Source organism: Streptomyces sp. NPDC000348, assembly GCF_042898795.1.
Lineage (GTDB): Bacteria > Actinomycetota > Actinomycetes > Streptomycetales > Streptomycetaceae > Streptomyces.
Window position 1 is genome coordinate 303,462 of the sequence record NZ_JBIAZD010000009.1, and the last position, 16,211, is coordinate 319,672.

Sequence of the window (16,211 nt, forward strand, 5' to 3'; positions counted from 1 at the left end):
AGATCGTCATGATCGTGGTGACAGGCGCAACCGGCAACATCGGACGGACCTTGGTGCCCCTGCTGGCCGAGAGGGGTGAGGAGGTCGTAGCCGTCTCGCGACGCCCGCAGCCCGAGGGACTCCCGGCCGGCGTCCGGCCCGCCCGGGCCGACGTCGGGGACAGCGCGAGCATGCGCCCCGTCCTCGACGGCGCCGACACCTTCTTCCTTCTGCTGGGCGGCGAGCTCAACGGCCGCGGCGAAAGCCCGAGCGCCCTGATCGACGCCGCAACGGACGCCGGGATCAAACGGATCGTCCTACTCTCCTCCCAGATCAACTCCACCCGCCCCGAGGCCCTTTCCCACACCCGTCTGCGCTCCTTCGAGGCCGCCGTGCGCGCCTCCGGCGCCGACTTCACCCTCCTGCGTCCGGGTGGGTTCGCCTCCAACGCCCTCGCCTGGGCCGAACCCGTCCGCACCGAACGCACCGTCTTCGCCCCGTTCGGCGATGTGGCCCTGCCCGTCATCGACCCGGCCGACATCGCCGCGGTCGCCGCAGCCGCGCTGCGTGAAGAGGGGCACGCGGGCCGTACGTACGAACTCACCGGGCCCGAGACCGTCAGCCCGCGCCGGCAGGCCGCAGTGATCTCCCAGGCCCTGGGCGAGGAAATCGCCTTCGTGGAGCTGTCCCGAGAACAGGCCCACGCCCACATGGCGCAGTTCATGCCCGAAGAGGTCATCGACGGAACCCTGGACATCCTCGGCGCCCCACTGCCGGCCGAGCAGGCGATCAGCCCCGATGTGGAGAGCGTTCTCGGCCGTCCGGCCAGGCCCTTCGGCGCATGGGTCGCCCGCAACCTGCCGGTCTTCCGGTAACACCTGCCCGGCCCGACGAGCCGACGACCTGATGGGATACGCACAGGGGCAACCGCTCGATCTGTTCGGCCGCTCCGTCCAGGACCTCATCGCCTTCGTCCCCGGCCTGCGCACGTGCGGCATCCGCCGGACAGTGGTGCCCTCCGGCAGTGGTGGACCTCTGCTGTCACTCTCACGGCGAGGACCACCGGGGCGATGCCACGGGGCCGGATCATCACGCCGTGATAAGTGCCGGAGCCGCCTCGCTCCCTCCGGCGGGCCGTGGACGACGCGAGGCTGTCCGGCGGCCGGCTCGTCCCGCGGCAGACCGTGCGGTGCCGACCGTCCGGCTCGGAGGGCCGGTGTGACGTGGGCGTCAAGGTCTTCCGTGGTGCCGGTGCGAGCGGTCGGTGCGGGCGGATCAGGCAGCCGTCAGGCCACGACCACAAGGGGCGGGTGCGGAGCGACAACCCGGCCGTCGGAGGGGGGCAGCTCGCCGGTGTCTTCGAAGAGGACGACGCCGTTGCACAGCAGGCTCCTTCTCTGCACTTCACCCGAATGGGCGGATATGGGGGTGGAGGGCGTTGAGAAATGGGGTCGTAGTGAGTGGTCCGGTTCTGCAGACTCTGGGCTGTGGATCGTTTGATGGAGATCGCGGAGCGGTTGACCGATGTCGGCGGAGTGGTCGGCGTGTGTCTGGGCGGCAGCCGGGCGAGGGGAACACACCGGCCTGACTCCGATTTCGATCTGGGGCTGTACTACCGGCCGCCGCTGGACACTGCCGCCTTGCGTCTCCTCGCGTCCGAGCTGACTGGTGAGTCGGTCGAGGTGACGGAACCGGGCGGTTGGGGGCCGTGGGTGGACGGTGGAGCATGGCTGACCGTCGACGGCTGCCGTGTTGACTGGATCTACCGCGATCTGGACCGCGTTCACCGGATCTGGGAAGAGTGCAAGGCAGGGCGCTTCGAAGTAGGCGTTCAGGCCGGTCACCCGCTGGGGGTGTACTCCCATGCCTATGTCGGCGAGGTGGCCGTTGGACGCGTTCTTGCTGATCTCGGTGGCGAACTGCGGGCCCTGCAGGAGAAGACCCGCCGTTATCCGGAGCCGTTGCGCGAGGCGCTGGTCGCCGACGCGCAGTGGGAGGCTCCCTTCACCCTGGCCAACGCACGCAAGGGAGCGGCTCGCGGAGACGCCTTTTATGTCGCCGGTTGCCTCTTCCGCGTGGTGGGGCTCCTTGTGCAGGGCCTGCATGCTCACGCGGGTTGCTGGGTGCTGAACGAAAAGGGAGCTGTTCAGGCTGCGGGTCAACTCACGGCTGCCCCTGCGGACTTCGCGGCGCGCGCTCACGGGTTGTTCACCATGTCCGGCACGACCCCGGATGTTCTGTCCGCCGTGCTCGATGCCGCTGACGGGCTGGCTGCCGAGGTATGCAGACAGATCACGTCCTGAGGAGAGCCACGGTGACGTAGTCGGCCAGCCGGCCACCGCTGAGAACGACCGGCTGGTGCGGCCGCCGCGAGGTCTGTGCCCTTCGCAGGGCCGGGGTTCGTTGCGGATCACTGCATTTCCTCGGGACGGGGCGGAGGATGCCGAGGCCGGTGACCGGCCTCTTGACGGGGCGTGCGGCCTTGTCCTGCTTGGCGCAGAGGAAGGCCAGGGGCGAGTCGATGCCTTCGACTTCGCCGAGCCAGAACTCCTCCTGGGCCCGCTTGCGGCGAAGGAGCAGGTTTTTCTCGATCTTCGCGAGGCGGGGCAGTATCTTCGGGTTGACCTGGAGCATCGGGCAGCGGATGCACGCTTCTCCGAACTCGCCGACTGGGGCCCCTCGACCGTTTCCGGGGCCTCGATGGAGTCGGGGTGATGACCGGGAACCGAGGCCGTTTGCCGAAGATCGATGAGGAACGCGGCGTCGAGGACATGACGCTCCTGCTCCTGGAGTGGCTGGGCGGGCAGGGCGTGAACGCCATGATCGGGATGGACGCCGAGAGGCTGGCTGGCAGCACGCCGGCGTGGACGTTCGCTGGCGGCGGCCCGTTCGCGCATGGGATGTGAGCTGACAGGAGGACTGCCCAGCAGTGCATGCCAGTCGTTCTGGCCCGACTGCGTGACGCCGGTCTGTCGGTTCCGTTTTGATTTCCGACCGCCGGTTGGCTGAACCTTGCCTTGAAGTGCCTCAGTTGAGGCGACCTGAACGCTGAGGGCTGGTCAAGGCAGGAGCGGTCGGAGCGCGGTCCAGGTGACGAGTCGCTCACGGACCCGGCCAGGCGCCAGGTAACCGACCAGGCTTTCCAAATGGTCCGTCAGGTTCTTGTGCCACCGCAGCTCGCGGATCTGCCCGATGGGAAGGTCGCACCAGCCCTCGGCGAGACCAGCGGCCTGTGGGGGCGTGAAGGCCAGTGCGCCGAGCGTGTCGGACGCCAGCGCCTCGGGACTCCAGTCAGGGTCCCTGTCGTCGGGGCCCAGCCGGCCGATCACCCACATCCGGAGCATGAACTCCTGCTGAGTCACCTCCCGCAGAGCGTCCCTCGGCGTTGTCGAGCATGCGCCGGTTCGCGAACAACGACAGCTTCGCCCACTGACGACGGGCTTCCTGGTGCCTGATGCGGGGATCCCGGTGAAGCAACGCAAGGAGATCAGCACGAGCGCCTGGGACACCGTGTCCCGCTCGGACACACGATTCTGAGTGGGGCCTGCGGCTTCTCCATGTGGGGCAACGGCCTCCGCGGCGGCTGGGATGTTCTTCGATGCCGCTGTCGATCGTCGCCGCGCTGGTCCGGAATCCGATCAGGGTGCCCGCTGCCGTGCTGCGCAGCCGGGTGGTCAAGGACGCGGAGGTGCCGGCGCTGCGGCACGAGAACGCAGTGCTGTGCCGCCAGATCGCTCGGGTCCGCTATGAGCCCGCCGACCGGATCCGGCTCGCCGTCCTTTCCCGGCCGATCCCACGGGAGCGCCGGCGTCAGGTCTTCGCGGTCACGCTGCCGGCCTGGCACCGACGCCTGGTCTTCTGGAAGTGGACATTCATCGGGCGCCGCCATCCGGGACGGCCCCCGACTGCGCCCACCGTCAAGCAGCTCATCCTCCGTCTGGCGCGCGAGAACAGCACCTGGGGCCACCGCCGCATACAGGGCGAGCCCGCCCGCCTCGGCTACTCCATCGCCCCGTCCACCGTATGGGAGATCCTGCAGTCCGCGGGAGCCGACCCCGCCCCGCATCGCTCCGGCCCCACCAGGCGCCAGTTCCTCACCACCCAGGCCCACGGCGTCATCGCCGCCGGCTTCCCGCACCTTGCCACCGTGGCGCTGGAGCGCCTGTGCGCCCTGGTCTTCGTCGAGCACGGCACTCGCCGACTACAGTTCGCCGGCGTCACCGTCCACCCCACCACGCAGTGGACCGTCCAGCAGGCGAGGAATCTCGCCATGACGTCGGAGTGCCGAATGGACTCGCTGTGTTTTCTGCTGCGGGACCGGGATACGAAGTACACCGACGCCTTCGACGCCGTCTCCCGGGCCGACGACGTAGCGACACAGGGTCCGGCCGGCGGCTTCCTCGGCAACTCGTCCGGCCCTGGGAAGTGCTGCCGCCCCACGAGCTCTCACCGCTCGAGCCCGCATCCCGTAGGGACGCGGAAGTGCCCGTGTCCGTCCACGGGCGGAGACCGGCATACGCCCTGGGGCGGACACTGTTCAGGCCGTGGGCTGACGCTCCGTGCGGGGCCCGCTGCCTAGCCTCACCGGTATGAGTCATCTGCCCCGCGGCGCAGCCGCCGCTTTACTCGGCCTCTCCCTCGCCCTCCTCGGCACGGGCGTGGCCCGAGCCGCGTCACCCGCGCCCACGGAGGCGCCGTCGGCCGCCGAGGCCGCCCGCGTGCGCCTCGAACTGCCACCGCCCACCGGGGCGTACGCGGTGGGCCGGGACACCGTGCACCTTGTTGACAGGAGCCGCCCCGATCCCTGGGTGCCGGAGGCCGGGGCGCGTGAGCTGATGGTGTCGATGTACTACCCGGCACGGCCCGGCGGCGGCCGGACGGCCCCGTACATGACCGCCGCCGAGGCCCAGGCCTTCATCGACGACCGGGAACTGACCGGCGTGGTGTCCGCCGGGACGCTCAGCCGCACCCGCACCAACGCCCGCCCCGCCGCCCCGCCCGCACGCGGGAAGCACCCGCTCGTCGTGCTGTCGCCCGGATTCACCGTCAATCGCTCCACCCTGACCCTGCTCGCCGAGGAACTGGCCAGTCAGGGATACGTCGTCGCCGCCGTCGACCACGCCTACGAGTCGGTCGGCACGTCCTTTCCCGGTGGGCGCCTCCTGAACTGCGTCGCCTGCGAGAAGACCACCTCCGGTGGGTACGGCGTGGTGCCCAGGGGACGGGCCGAGGACGTGTCCTTCCTCCTCGACCGGCTGCTCGCCGACCGGCACCCCGCCTGGCGGCTCGCCCACCTGATCGACCCCACGAGGATCGGCATGGCCGGCCACTCCATCGGCGGCGCCTCGGCCGCAACGACCATGGCGGGTGACCGGCGGGTCCGCGCCGGGGCCAACATGGACGGTTCCTTCATGGAGCCGGTTCCGGCGGAGGGCCTGGGCGGGCGCCCCTTCATGATGCTGGGAACCGGCGACGGCGACCGCTCCTGGATACGCGACTGGCCGCTCCTCGACGGCTGGAAGCGCTGGATCGACGTCACCGGCGCGGGACACTTCACGTTCACGGACGTGCCCGTCCTCGGTGATCAACTCGGCCTCCTGCCGCCGGAGGAGCCCCTGTCGGGCAAGCGGTCGCAGGAGATCACTCGTGCATATGTGACAGCGTTCTTCGACCTGCATCTGAAGGGAGTGGACCGGAAGCTGCTGGACGGGCCGACCGCCGCACACCCGGAGGTGGTCTTCCACACGGAGGGCTGACCGGGCGGAGGGTGAGGGCAGAACGGGACCGCGGCTCCTGCCGGGCCCGGGTCTGTCACATGAACGACGCGACTGGGGTGGCCGGGTTACCGGCGGGCTGCTGAGAGTCGCCCGCTCCGCGAGACGGGCCCGGACCACACCGGTGGTCAGGCCCTTGGCCGCCAGGGGATCACCGTCCCGTCGACGCCGGTCAGCTGCGGGCGACGGTGGTGAAGCCGCCGTTGCCGCCGCCGTCCGCCATCACGGTTGCCGTGCCCTTGACCGTCTGGTTCCCGGGGCTCGTGGACTCCACGGTCCGACTGCCCTTGATGAAGACGTCGAAGGCCCGGCCCATCACGCCGGCCGTGGTCTTCGAAGGAGTCGTTGGCGAGGCCTCCCAGGACGGTTCGGAGGGGACCGGTAGCGGGGAGACCGGCGTCGCAGTCGGGTCGGTGGGCCCGTCCGTCGTACTGACCGAGGGAGCCGGCTTTTTGCCCTCACTGGTGCAGGCCGCGACCAGGGCGGAGGCTGCCCCGATCGTCAGGTAGCGCAGGGCGTTTCGGCGCCCGATGAGCCGTGCCGCCGTTCGTATGTCCCGTGTGCCGTCAAATTTTCCCCGTATCAAATCAGTTGGATCGTCGAAACCGATCGTATGCGCCATTGGGCAAGGCATGATCAACATGCTGCATCAAGGGGCGGGAAAGCTGACGGCGTCTGCCTCATCCGTTGCACAGACATCGGCCGAAAGTGAACCGGGAGCCACGCGTCGCGGCCTGACGCCGGCCTCCGTCCGGGTCTCCTTGTCCCCGGCGTGCGGCATCGCTTCGAGGATCACCCGCAAGGGCATCGTCCATGACTCCGGGCTGGGCGGGACCACGTGTCGCCGGAGGGCCTCCGTCTCGGCCTGCTCGGACTCGCCTGCGGCATCACCTGCTCGAGACACCCCGGAACCTCCTTCCGAAGGGAGCGGCGAAGAGGACCCGGCGTTCCCGTCCTGAGCGGGCGACGATGCCACGCCTTGGTACAAGGAGGATGAAGCACAACTCCGCAAGGATGCCCTGCTTGTGGACGTACCGGCTGCGGCCGGGCCCGGCCGCCCCTCACGTCCTTGGCCGGTGTGGTGAGGCGGTCCCTTGGACGTCGTTCCGTGTCAAGGGGGTTGGCCTCCGTCCGATCCGGGTTCTGGCCGCAGTGATCTCCGGGTGGGGGCTTGGCAGGGTCGTGGGTGAGCGAACGATCCGGCCGCGTCGGTCGGCCACCACCAGGGGAGGAAACATGCAGCGCAAGCGCCTTGCCGCCGCGGTTCTGCTCGCCGCCGCACTCACCGGGGCCTTCGCGCCCGCGGCGGCGGCCGGCGGGCACGACCCGGTGCAGCGGCAGCTGGATCTGCTCGTCGAGCGGGACGGGGTGCCGGGCGCCCTCGCGCACGACGGCGGGGGGACGCGTACCGCCGGCGTCGCGGACCTGGAGTCGGGCCGTGCGATGGTCGGTCCGGAGGGCCGGTTCCGGCTGGCCAGCACCACCAAGGCGTTCACCGCGGCAGCCGTGATGCGCCTGGTGGTGGACGGACGGATAAGGCTGGACGACCGCGCGGGCACCTACGTGCCACAACTCGCCGAACACGCGGTCACTGTAAGGCAGTTGCTCAAACAGACCAGCGGCCTGCCGGAGTACTCCACGCTGCTCGACTGGAGCCGGCCCGGCACGTCCGAGGACCAACTGGCCCTCGCCCTGAAGGAAGAACCCGTCTTCGACCCCGGCGCCGACTGGGACTACTCCAACACGAACTACCTGGTGCTGGGCATGGTGATCGACAGGGTGTCGGGACTCGACTTCCGCACGTACGTCGAACGCACGATTCTGCGCCCGCTGCGCCTGGACGACACCTACTGGCCCGCGCAGGGCGAGCTCCCCCTGCGCGGACCGCACGCCCGCACCTACGGTATCCACCCGGCGTACCCGCAGGCGGGCCGGGTGGACGTGACCGAGTTCCCGGGGTACGAGTTCGGCGCGTCCGGCGGGCTCGTCTCCACGCCCGAGGACCTCAACGCGTTCTGGGACGGTCTGTTCGGCGGGCACCTGCTGCCCGGCTGGGCGGTGCGCCTGATGACCCGGGACACCACCGACGTCGGCGGCCGCGACGTCTATCCGGCGGGCAGCCGTTACGGCTACGGCGTCGCCTCGATCCCGCTCGGCTGCGGCGGAGTCTACTGGGGCCACGGCGGAGACCTGCCGGGCGGTTCGGTGGGCGGCGGGAGGGCCACGGGCGGTCGCGGCACCGTGACCGTCTACACCACGACCCGGGCGGCCGAGGGGGACAGTCTGCACCATCTCCAGCAGGCGGTGGACGCGGCCCTGTGCGCCCAGGACCGGTAGGGCTGGCATTAACGGCTTGAGTTGTCCCCGCTTCTTCGGCCCGAATTGGACCCAGAGAGTGGTCTCAGAGGGCGTTTGAAGTAGGCGGATTGCCTTTGATGCCCTGGCAAGTTCCTCACCAGGCGGAGGCGGGTTCTTCCGTTATGCGCCTGGCGGGGTTGTCGACCGAGGCGATGTGGATCATGACTTCGGAGCCGACCGTGAGAGTCTCGTGGTCGCGGGCGAGACGGTGGTGCACCATGATCCGACCGGTATTCCGCCGGCAGGGCGTGACAGCCGGCCGCGCGCTTGAGGGTGGCTGCCGGGACGGCCAGGGACGGATCGCCGAGTGCAGCGGTGCGCTCGGCGAGTTGGACGAAGGTGAGGTGGGCCTGCTGCCGCAGGTCCTCCGGCATCGCACCCAGGGCGGCGCCGGGAGAATCCGGGAGGGGCGGTTCGCACCGTATGCACGGTCGTCGCCTCCCTCCACCGGCGGGCGGTGACGTTCAGCACCGCCGCGAACGCCTGCAGCAGCCGGCCGCTTGCGCCGACGGCATGGACGGCGGCGCCGATCGTCCCGCACGTCGGTCGCCGTGGCTCCGCAGTACTGCGGGGCCCTGGGCAAACGCGCCAACTGCCAGGTCGCGGTCAGCGTCCACGCCGCCAGTGACACCGCTTCCTGTCCGCTGCAGTGGTGGCTGTTCCTGCCCAAGGAGTGGGCTGCGGACACCGACCGCCGCACCATCACCCGTGTTCCGCCCGAGATCACGCACCGCGAGAAGGGGCGGCTGGCGCCGGACATGCTCGGCACGCCGGCCGACTGGGACATGCGGCCGCCGGTCGTGGTGGCCGATGCTGCCCACGGCACCCATGCCCACCCGGGGGCCGGCCTGGGCCAGCGGGGAATCGACTACGTGCTCGCCGTCCGCGCGGACGTGAGCGCCCACCCGTTCGACGCCCAGCCCGTGGCTCCGGACCGCAAGGGCCCCGTCGGCTGCCGGCCCCAGCCCCGCTACCGGCACCGGGCCCCCTCGGTGGCAGCCCTGGCCGACGATCTCGGGCAGGAGGCGTTCACCTCCCTCACCTGGCGGCAGGGCTTACGCGGCGAGTTACGTTCCCGCTTCGCCGCCGTGCGCGTCCGCCCGGGCGGCAAGGCCGTCGAGCGTCCGATCCGGGCGGCCGCCTCGGCCGAGCAGGGCTGGTGGGATGGAGTGCTGCCCGGCTGCCGGCTGCTGGCCGAGTGGCCCGAAGGCGCCGAGGCGCCCATCGACTACTGGCTGTCCAGCCTGCCCGCCGACACCCCGAGCTGGACTGGAAACGTGCCTCACTGGCCGCGGCCCTGGGGTATCACGCCGCTGATCAGGCCCGCGGTCCGCGGCTGTGCTTCCACCTCAAGCCCGGAAGTTACGACACCGCCGCACTCATTCAGGTGCTCGAGCAGGCCAAGGTCTTCCACGCCGAAGATCCGGTGGTGCTGGTCCGGGACGGGCTGTCCGCCCACTGGAGCCGGGCAATGCGCACCTGGGTCGCCGAACAGGACTGGCTCACCCTCGAGCGGTTACCGGCCTACGCTCCCGAGCTCAACCCGGTGGAACCGCTGTGGTCGGCGATCAAGACGCGCGAACGCGCCAACCTCGTCGGCGACCACCTCGCAGACGTTGCCGACGCCACTGAACGAGGCATCATCCGTCGCATCAGCCAGAACGATCAGCTGCCCTGGTCCTTCCTCGCCCACACCGGACTCACCATCCGCGGCGGGCAGCCCGGACGGCGCCGCTGCCGGTCGGCAGCGACAGCCGCTCCGGATGGGCGCGGCTGGGCCGGGCGACGCCGCCGGTCGACAGATCGCGGGGACCAGCGGCCGGCCGGCCCGGCGGGTCCTGGGGCGGTCCGGTCATGCCGGAGTGCCGGTGTCGCTCCCTCGGGACGCCGCGGTCGTCGTCTCCTCACCGAGGCGCGACCTGGGAGTGGATGCGATGGGCGAGCAGGTCCAGACGCACCTCGTCGTCGCCGTGCACGGCCACGCAGGTGCCGTGGCCGGTCGGTACGACGAGGGCGTACCCGTGGTCCGACTCGATGACGGCCGTCCGGTGACTCGATCACGGAATCGGTCTCCAAGGGGAGTCGGGCATGGGCGGAGGGCAGGGCTTCGCGCGGGTGCGCGGGGCGGTGCCGGTGGTCCCGCGCCGCGACGCCCGCCGCACGGTACACACCGTCATCACCCCGTCTCCCACGGTTGCTCGCCACTTCGCTCCGGATCGGGCCCGATCCCTGTGCACTTCTGCGCCGACTGTCGTAAATGCCAAGAGGGGAAGGCGAGTCGACGCCTTCCCCTCCACTGTGTTCCCGTCGCCGGACGGTGTGTCAGCCGTTGGGCAGGATCACCGCGCGGCCGTTGATCCTGCCCTCGTGCAGCCGCTCGTAGGCGAGCGGGGCGTCGTCGAGGGAGTAGGTCTCGGTGTGCACCGAGACGGCACCGGACCGGGCCAGCGCCAGCACCTCCTCCAGCTCGCCCCGGCTGCCCCAGTACGGCGCCGTCACCGACACCTCGAAGGGCAGCGACCCGAAGCCCACGGGCAGCGAGCCCCCGCCGATGCCGACGATGGTGACATCGGCCTCCACGGCGGCCACGGCCCCCGCGGTGGCGACCGTCGGGTCCGCCCCGACGAAGTCGAGGACGGCCTCGGCGCCGAGCCCGCCGGTGATCTCCCGCACCTTGCCCGGGGCCTGCGCGTCGGACAGCACCGTCTCGTGCGCGCCGACCTCACGGGCCAGCCGCAGCTTCTCCTCGGTGACGTCGAGGGCGATCACCCGGGCCGGGGTCAGCGCCCGCAGCAACTGGATGGCGACGTGCCCGAGGCCACCGGTGCCGATGACGACCGCGGTCGACCCGGGAACCAGCTTCGGCAGCGACCGCTTGATCGCGTGGTACGGCGTCAGCCCGGCGTCCGTCAGCGGCACCGCCGCGACCGGGTCGAGCCCGCCGAGTGGCACCAGGTGCCGCGGGTCGTCGATCAGCAGGTACTCGGCCATCGAGCCGGGGCGGCCGAGGCCGGGCGGGAAGATGCCGAGCGCACCCGCGCGCAGGCAGTAGTTCTCCTTGCCCGCGGCGCACTTGACGCAGGTGCCGCAGCCCCAGGGCCCGTAGACGGCGACCGCGTCGCCCTCGGCGAGACCGGTGACCCCGGCGCCCAGCGCGGCGACCGTCCCGACGCCCTCGTGGCCGAGGGTCAGCGGGAGCGCGTACGGGAAGCCCTCGGCGGGCCAGCTCATCACGGCGATGTCGGAGTGGCACACACCGGCCGCCGTGACCTTCAACAGGACCTGACCGGGGCCCGGTTCGGGGTCGGGCACGGTGACGACCTCGGGGGCCGCGCCGATGGTGCGGTACTGAAGCGCCTTCATGGTATGACTCCTTCTCCCGCTCAGACGGCGGTGTAGCCGCCGTCGACCAGGTGGTAGCTGCCGGTGACGAACGAGGCGCGCGCGGACAGCAGGAAGACGATCAGCTCGGCCACCTCCTCGGACCGGCCCAGCCGCCCGACGGGGTGCAGGCCCACCAGGGCGTCGTGCGCGGCCTTGTCCATGGACGCGCCGAGCAGCGGCGTCTCGATGAAGCCGGGGCCCACCGAGTTGACCCGGACGCCCTTGGCGGCGTACTCGGCGGCCGTGGCCTTCGTCAGGCCGACCACACCGTGCTTGGCGGCCACATAGGCGGGGGAGCCCGCGAAGGCGACCGAGCCGAGGACGGAGGCCACGTTGACGATGGCGCCGCCGTTGCCGGTCGCCTCGATCGCGGGCAGCTCGTAGCGCAGGGAGTGGAAGACGCCGTCCAGGTTGGTGCGGACGACCCGGCTGTACGCCTCGACGTCGTACTCGCCCGTCGGGGCGCTGGGGCCGCCGATGCCGGCGTTGTTCACGGCCAGGTCCAGACCGCCGTAGGTCTCGACGGCGAAGGCGACGGCCGCCTCGACGGAAGCGGAGGAGGTGACGTCCAGCGCGACCGCGCTCGCCTGGAAGCCCTCGGCGCGCAGGGCCGCGGCGGCGTTCTCGGCGCCCTCGGCGTTGTGGTCGGCGATGACCACGTTGGCGCCGCCGGCGCCGAGACGGCGGGCGGTGGCCAGGCCGATGCCGGAGGCGGCGCCGGTGACGAGGGCGGTCCGGCCGGCGAACTCGGTCGCGTAGTCGGTCACGGGGGTGGTGCTCATGATGTGCTCACTCTTCGGGAGGGGTGTCGGACGCCGCGGCCGCGGCCTCCGAGATCAGGGCGTCGTAGGCCTGCTCCACCAGGGCGGTGAGGTCTGCGGCTCCCGAGTCGGGTACGGCGGGGCGGCGTGCCCACACGCGCAGCGCGGCCGTGAGGACGCCGGCGGCGGTGTCGACCACGACGGCCGGGCGCAGGTCCCGGACGTCGTCGGTGCCGAGCCGGTCGGCGAGGATGCGGATCGACTCCTCCTGGGCGTCGACCCGGATGCGCTCATAGGCGGCGAAGAGGGCGGGCTCACGGTCCACCAGGACCAGCAGCGCGCGCATCCGGGGACGTAGATGCCAGGCCGGGTTCTCCTCGTCGGCCAGCCACGCCGCCACGGCCCGCCGGTAGGCCAGCAGGGGCGGCTCGGCCGCGGGGCGCTCGCGCAGCAGCGCGTTGATCCGGTCGCCGTCGCCGCGCACGAAGTCCAGGGCCGCGTCCTCCTTGCCGGTGAAGTGTCGGCTGAAGGTGCGGCGGGTCACGTCCGCGCGCTCGGCGATCGCCTCGACGGTGGTGTCCGCGAGGCCGCGCTCCAGGATGAGGTCGACGGCCGCGGCGGCCATGGCGTTCCTGGTCCGCCGAGCCTTGCGCTGCCGCCCGTCCTCGTTCATGCCCTCGACTGTACACCTGAATGTCCCAGTGGGACATATGACCCATGGAGACACTTGTTTAGGTCGTCTTGACGCGTGAATCCGTCGCCATGGATGCTGATGACGTTGTTTTCCATCGTCCTCACGCTCGGAGTGCCCATGGACCGCGAACATCTCCAGCGCCTCCTGAGCCGCGAGAAAGCACAGGCCGAGCGCGCCTGTCCGCGCTCCCGACAGGCGTACGCACGGGCCGGCCATCTCTTCGGCCGGGTGCCGATGACCTGGATGAACAAGACCGCCGGACCGTTCCCCCGCTATCTCGACACCGCCCGGGGCGCCCGGGTCACCGACCTCGACGGGCACGAGTACATCGACTTCTGCCTCGGGGACACCGGCGCCATGGCCGGGCACTCGCCCGCCCCGGTGGCCGAGGCGGTCCACCGCCGGTTCGCCGAACAGGGCGGCGCGACCGCGATGCTGCCGACCGAGGACGCCGAATGGGTCGGCGCGGAACTGACCCGCCGGTTCGGCCTGGCCCGCTGGAGCTTCTCGCTCACCGCGACCGACGCCAACCGGTGGGCGATCCGGCTCGCGCGCGCCGTCACCGGCCGCCCCAAGATCCTGGTGAACAGCTACAGCTATCACGGCAGCGTCGACGAGTCCCTCATCGTCGTCGGCCCCGACGGCCGGGGCGCCCCCCGGCCCGGCAACGTGGGCGCCCCCTGCGACGTCACGCTCACCAGCCGCGTCGCCGAGTTCAACGACCTGGAGCAGCTGGAGCGCGAACTCGCCCACCAGGACGTCGCCGCCGTCCTCATGGAACCGGCCCTCACCAACATCGGCATCGTCCTGCCCGAAACCGGATACCTGGCGGGCGTAAGGGAGTTGACCCGGCGCTATGGCACTCTGCTGATCAACGACGAGACCCACACCCTCTCCGCCGGACCCGGCGGCTGCACGGCCGCCTGGGACCTGGAGCCCGACCTGCTCACCGTCGGCAAGGCGATCGGCGGCGGCGTCCCCGCCGGGGCCTACGGCCTGTCCGCCGCACTCGCCGACCGGCTGCTGGACCGCGCCGACCTCGACCTCATCGACATGGGCGGCGTCGGCGGCACCCTCGCGGGCAACGCCCTCTCCGTCGCCGCGATGCGCGCCACCCTGGAACACGTCCTGACCGACGCGGCGTTCACCCGCATGGACCGGCTGTCCCGGCGGTTCGAGGCGGGCGTCCGCGCCGGGATCGACGCCCACGCGCTGCCCTGGTCGGTGAGCCGGCTCGGCGCCCGCACCGAGTACCGCTTCGCCTCACCCGCGCCCCGCACCGGCACCGGGTCCGCTTCCGCCGCCGACGAGGAGCTGGAGGACTTCCTCCACCTCTATCTCGCCAACCGGGGCATCCTGCTGACCCCGTTCCACAACATGGCGCTGATGTGCCCCGACACCACGGAGGCCGACGTGGACACCCACACCGAGGTCTTCGCCGCCGCCCTCGCCGAACTGACCGGCGCGCGGGGCTGACCGGCGTGGACGACATCGACCGGGCCATCCTGCGCGAACTCCAGACCGACGGCCGGATCGCCTACGCCGACCTCGGCCCCCGGGTCGGCCTGTCCGCGTCCGCCGCCCGCCAGCGCCTCCAACGGCTCCTGGACGCAGGGGCGGTGCAGATCGTCGGGGTCACCGACCCGATGGCCATGGGAGGCAGCACCATGGCCCTGCTGGCCATCGGTGTGGACGGCGACCCGCGCGCGGTGGCCGCCCAACTCGACGCCCGCGACGAGGTCGTCTACTCGGTCCTGACGGCAGGGGGCTTCGACCTCTTCGTGGAGGTGGTCACCCCGAGCCCGCGCGCCCTCCTGGACTTCGTCAACGACGTCGTACGGCCCGTCGAAGGCGTCCGGGAGGTCCGGTCGTTCCCCTACCTCGGCATCCACACCCACCGGTTCCTGTGGGACGTGGGCTGACCGGCCGACTCAGGCCGTGCGCAGGGTCGTCCTCGCCAACTCGTAGGCGGGCAGCATCGCCCGGTGCTCCTCGGTGTCCATCCCGCCGAGCTGCACGACGACCGGCCCGTCCGGGGTGACGACCGCGAAGGCGTGCTCCTGCTTGGTCTCCTCCAGCAGCTCGCTCGTGTACGCGTAGACGGCCTCGACGCCCGCCAGACCGCCCGCCTCGAACGAGGTGTACCGCGCGTCGTCCACCCCGTCCTCGGCGGCCACGAACGCCTCCAGCACCGTCCGGGCGTCGTCCTCGCCCGGCTCGGCCGTGAAGACCCGCAGGAAGCCGATGTGCCCGGCGGGCTTGGCGTCGATCTCGCACACCGCCGTCACCGGCCCCTGCCGCAGCAGCGCGGCCAACTCCCCGGCGCCCTCCACGGCCTCGGCCTCCCATCGCGCGGCGAGGCCGAAGGAGACCGGGAGCGCGCACGCCGAGCCCTCCGCGCCGACCGAACCGCCCTCGCTCGCCGACGTACTCGCCGACGCGCTCGCCGGGGGAGGCTTCGCGCGCCCGTCCTGCCCGGACGTCCCGCCGGACTGCGCGCATCCCGCCAGCAGCACCGCCAGCACGGCCGCGCCCACCGGCCGACGCCCCGCGTTCCCCACCCCGACCGGCATCCTGCCGTCCCCCTCCCGCTCCAGGCGCACACCCTGGCGGAGGCCACCGACAGCCGGACGAAAACCAGATGCCGTACGTCGTCACAGATCAGCACAGTGATCTGCAGGACCTGCCCCGGTGACCGGCCGGCAGCCGCGCTGTCCGCTTCCGAGGAAAGGCGGAGGAAAGGCGGCCGACCACGACCGTCCCGAACGTCCCGCCGTCCGGCATCGTCGGCTCCACCGCCTACGGACTCGCCCATCGGGCTCCGGCATCGACCTGCTCGGTGTGTTCGCCGTGCCCGCCGAGTCCCCGTACGGTCTGCGCCCGCCGCAGGAGTCCCGGCCCGCCGTCGTGCCCGACCGGACCTGCCACGAGGCCGCCACCTGATGCCGCCCGGTCCTGAACGGCAACCCGGCACCTCGAGCGGCTGTGCCACCAGGGCCTGGAGCTGTACCGCACCGGACGGCTGACGGTCCGCCCGCCACCGCACCCCGGCCGCGTGACCGCCCGGCGTCAGGAACCCTTCCGCGAGGACTGCCCGGCGACAAGGTTCCGCGGCGGGCCGTGCGTGTCGAGCAGATAGGCGAAGTCCCCTTCGTTCAGAGACCCTTGGAACCGGGGCCGCGACACCACCCGTCGGCCCCGGTCCAGCAGGTCCCGGAACCGGCGCTGCTCGTCGAGCAGGACGAGCAGGACCGGCGGCAC

The 16,211-nt window shown here is 71.6% G+C and carries 17 protein-coding genes and 4 pseudogenes; 10 read left to right on the forward strand and 11 right to left on the reverse strand.

Going from position 1 to position 16,211, the window contains the following annotated elements:
* Window positions 1-8: 8 nt before the first annotated feature.
* Window positions 9-854, forward strand: a complete 846-nt coding sequence (locus tag ACFY3N_RS20150) for an NAD(P)H-binding protein (protein WP_390818034.1) — start codon at window positions 9-11, stop codon at window positions 852-854.
* Window positions 855-1,265: 411 nt separating this feature from the next.
* Here the strand turns inward: ACFY3N_RS20150 and ACFY3N_RS20155 are convergent, their stop codons facing one another.
* On the reverse strand, window positions 1,266-1,403 hold the full coding sequence (locus ACFY3N_RS20155; protein WP_390818100.1) for a DUF5999 family protein: 138 nt from the start codon (window positions 1,401-1,403) through the stop codon (window positions 1,266-1,268).
* Window positions 1,404-1,478: 75 nt separating this feature from the next.
* On the opposite strand from ACFY3N_RS20155, the gene ACFY3N_RS20160 reads away from it, so the two are divergent.
* Window positions 1,479-2,282 (forward strand): nucleotidyltransferase domain-containing protein, encoded by an 804-nt coding sequence (locus ACFY3N_RS20160; protein ID WP_390818035.1) that lies wholly within the window; start codon window positions 1,479-1,481, stop codon window positions 2,280-2,282.
* Here ACFY3N_RS20160 and ACFY3N_RS20165 read toward each other — a convergent pair.
* Window positions 2,272-2,613: a hypothetical protein gene (locus ACFY3N_RS20165; protein ID WP_390818036.1), complete on the reverse strand. Its 342-nt coding sequence runs from the start codon at window positions 2,611-2,613 to the stop codon at window positions 2,272-2,274. The genes ACFY3N_RS20160 and ACFY3N_RS20165 overlap by 11 nt on opposite strands.
* Before the next feature lie 80 nt (window positions 2,614-2,693).
* Here ACFY3N_RS20165 and ACFY3N_RS20170 point away from each other — a divergent pair, with 80 nt between their 5' ends.
* Entirely contained in the window at window positions 2,694-2,885 is a 192-nt protein-coding gene (locus tag ACFY3N_RS20170) for a hypothetical protein (RefSeq protein ID WP_390818037.1), read from the forward strand.
* A 153-nt stretch (window positions 2,886-3,038) separates the two neighbouring features.
* Here ACFY3N_RS20170 and ACFY3N_RS20175 read toward each other — a convergent pair whose 3' ends face one another.
* Window positions 3,039-3,341, reverse strand: coding sequence for a hypothetical protein (locus tag ACFY3N_RS20175; protein ID WP_390818038.1), 303 nt, complete (start codon window positions 3,339-3,341; stop codon window positions 3,039-3,041).
* 236 nt (window positions 3,342-3,577) lie between these two features.
* Here ACFY3N_RS20175 and ACFY3N_RS20180 point away from each other — a divergent pair, with 236 nt between their 5' ends.
* Both ACFY3N_RS20180 and ACFY3N_RS20185 read left to right on the forward strand, forming a co-directional pair.
* Window positions 3,578-4,558, forward strand: a complete 981-nt coding sequence (locus ACFY3N_RS20180) for a helix-turn-helix domain-containing protein (protein WP_390818039.1) — start codon at window positions 3,578-3,580, stop codon at window positions 4,556-4,558.
* Between the two features lie 10 nt (window positions 4,559-4,568).
* The gene (locus tag ACFY3N_RS20185; protein ID WP_390818040.1) at window positions 4,569-5,735 is read left to right on the forward strand and encodes an alpha/beta hydrolase family protein; all 1,167 of its coding nucleotides are present in this window, start codon (window positions 4,569-4,571) and stop codon (window positions 5,733-5,735) included.
* A 190-nt stretch (window positions 5,736-5,925) separates the two neighbouring features.
* Here ACFY3N_RS20185 and ACFY3N_RS20190 read toward each other — a convergent pair whose 3' ends face one another.
* Window positions 5,926-6,375, reverse strand: a complete 450-nt coding sequence (locus tag ACFY3N_RS20190; RefSeq protein WP_390818041.1) for a hypothetical protein — start codon at window positions 6,373-6,375, stop codon at window positions 5,926-5,928.
* A 614-nt stretch (window positions 6,376-6,989) separates the two neighbouring features.
* On the opposite strand from ACFY3N_RS20190, the gene ACFY3N_RS20195 reads away from it, so the two are divergent.
* The gene (locus ACFY3N_RS20195; RefSeq protein WP_390818042.1) at window positions 6,990-8,090 is read left to right on the forward strand and encodes a serine hydrolase domain-containing protein; all 1,101 of its coding nucleotides are present in this window, start codon (window positions 6,990-6,992) and stop codon (window positions 8,088-8,090) included.
* A gap of 115 nt (window positions 8,091-8,205) precedes the next feature.
* On the opposite strand, the pseudogene ACFY3N_RS20200 reads toward ACFY3N_RS20195, so the two are convergent.
* Window positions 8,206-8,349, reverse strand: a pseudogene (locus ACFY3N_RS20200) (IS5/IS1182 family transposase); the annotation flags it as partial.
* A gap of 289 nt (window positions 8,350-8,638) precedes the next feature.
* Between ACFY3N_RS20200 and ACFY3N_RS20205 the strand changes: the two are divergent.
* Together ACFY3N_RS20205 and ACFY3N_RS20210 are read left to right on the forward strand one after the other, a co-directional pair.
* A pseudogene (locus ACFY3N_RS20205) lies at window positions 8,639-9,361 on the forward strand (transposase); the annotation flags it as partial.
* A gap of 137 nt (window positions 9,362-9,498) precedes the next feature.
* A pseudogene (locus ACFY3N_RS20210) lies at window positions 9,499-9,639 on the forward strand (hypothetical protein); the annotation flags it as partial.
* A gap of 324 nt (window positions 9,640-9,963) precedes the next feature.
* Here ACFY3N_RS20210 and ACFY3N_RS20215 read toward each other — a convergent pair.
* The 4 genes and pseudogenes from ACFY3N_RS20215 to ACFY3N_RS20230 form a co-directional block, all read right to left on the reverse strand.
* Window positions 9,964-10,159: pseudogene (locus tag ACFY3N_RS20215) on the reverse strand (roadblock/LC7 domain-containing protein); the annotation flags it as partial.
* A gap of 274 nt (window positions 10,160-10,433) precedes the next feature.
* Window positions 10,434-11,474: an NAD(P)-dependent alcohol dehydrogenase gene (locus ACFY3N_RS20220; protein ID WP_390818043.1), complete on the reverse strand. Its 1,041-nt coding sequence runs from the start codon at window positions 11,472-11,474 to the stop codon at window positions 10,434-10,436.
* 20 nt (window positions 11,475-11,494) lie between these two features.
* A complete protein-coding gene (locus ACFY3N_RS20225) occupies window positions 11,495-12,277 on the reverse strand; it encodes an SDR family NAD(P)-dependent oxidoreductase (protein WP_390818044.1) in 783 nt (260 codons plus the stop codon).
* A 7-nt stretch (window positions 12,278-12,284) separates the two neighbouring features.
* Complete coding sequence (locus ACFY3N_RS20230; protein ID WP_390818045.1) at window positions 12,285-12,929, reverse strand: TetR/AcrR family transcriptional regulator; 645 nt, start codon at window positions 12,927-12,929, stop codon at window positions 12,285-12,287.
* Window positions 12,930-13,067: 138 nt separating this feature from the next.
* Here ACFY3N_RS20230 and ACFY3N_RS20235 point away from each other — a divergent pair, with 138 nt between their 5' ends.
* Entirely contained in the window at window positions 13,068-14,426 is a 1,359-nt protein-coding gene (locus ACFY3N_RS20235; RefSeq protein ID WP_390818101.1) for a transaminase, read from the forward strand.
* A gap of 5 nt (window positions 14,427-14,431) precedes the next feature.
* The gene (locus ACFY3N_RS20240; protein WP_390818046.1) at window positions 14,432-14,872 is read left to right on the forward strand and encodes an Lrp/AsnC family transcriptional regulator; all 441 of its coding nucleotides are present in this window, start codon (window positions 14,432-14,434) and stop codon (window positions 14,870-14,872) included.
* Between the two features lie 9 nt (window positions 14,873-14,881).
* Here ACFY3N_RS20240 and ACFY3N_RS20245 read toward each other — a convergent pair whose 3' ends face one another.
* The gene (locus ACFY3N_RS20245; protein ID WP_390818047.1) at window positions 14,882-15,523 is read right to left on the reverse strand and encodes a lipoprotein; all 642 of its coding nucleotides are present in this window, start codon (window positions 15,521-15,523) and stop codon (window positions 14,882-14,884) included.
* A gap of 496 nt (window positions 15,524-16,019) precedes the next feature.
* Window positions 16,020-16,211 (reverse strand): hypothetical protein, encoded by a 192-nt coding sequence (locus tag ACFY3N_RS20250; protein WP_390818048.1) that lies wholly within the window; start codon window positions 16,209-16,211, stop codon window positions 16,020-16,022.

Coding starts and splice junctions, on each gene's coding strand:
- ACFY3N_RS20150 (WP_390818034.1), top strand. CDS start 9: ATGATCGTGGTGACAGGCGCAACCGGCAACATCGGACGGACCTTGGTG.
- ACFY3N_RS20160 (WP_390818035.1), top strand. CDS start 1,479: ATGGAGATCGCGGAGCGGTTGACCGATGTCGGCGGAGTGGTCGGCGTG.
- ACFY3N_RS20165 (WP_390818036.1), bottom strand. CDS start 2,613: ATGCTCCAGGTCAACCCGAAGATACTGCCCCGCCTCGCGAAGATCGAG.
- ACFY3N_RS20170 (WP_390818037.1), top strand. CDS start 2,694: ATGACCGGGAACCGAGGCCGTTTGCCGAAGATCGATGAGGAACGCGGC.
- ACFY3N_RS20180 (WP_390818039.1), top strand. CDS start 3,578: ATGCCGCTGTCGATCGTCGCCGCGCTGGTCCGGAATCCGATCAGGGTG.
- ACFY3N_RS20185 (WP_390818040.1), top strand. CDS start 4,569: ATGAGTCATCTGCCCCGCGGCGCAGCCGCCGCTTTACTCGGCCTCTCC.
- ACFY3N_RS20190 (WP_390818041.1), bottom strand. CDS start 6,375: ATGGCGCATACGATCGGTTTCGACGATCCAACTGATTTGATACGGGGA.
- ACFY3N_RS20195 (WP_390818042.1), top strand. CDS start 6,990: ATGCAGCGCAAGCGCCTTGCCGCCGCGGTTCTGCTCGCCGCCGCACTC.
- ACFY3N_RS20220 (WP_390818043.1), bottom strand. CDS start 11,474: ATGAAGGCGCTTCAGTACCGCACCATCGGCGCGGCCCCCGAGGTCGTC.
- ACFY3N_RS20225 (WP_390818044.1), bottom strand. CDS start 12,277: ATGAGCACCACCCCCGTGACCGACTACGCGACCGAGTTCGCCGGCCGG.
- ACFY3N_RS20230 (WP_390818045.1), bottom strand. CDS start 12,929: ATGAACGAGGACGGGCGGCAGCGCAAGGCTCGGCGGACCAGGAACGCC.
- ACFY3N_RS20235 (WP_390818101.1), top strand. CDS start 13,068: ATGGACCGCGAACATCTCCAGCGCCTCCTGAGCCGCGAGAAAGCACAG.
- ACFY3N_RS20245 (WP_390818047.1), bottom strand. CDS start 15,523: ATGCCGGTCGGGGTGGGGAACGCGGGGCGTCGGCCGGTGGGCGCGGCC.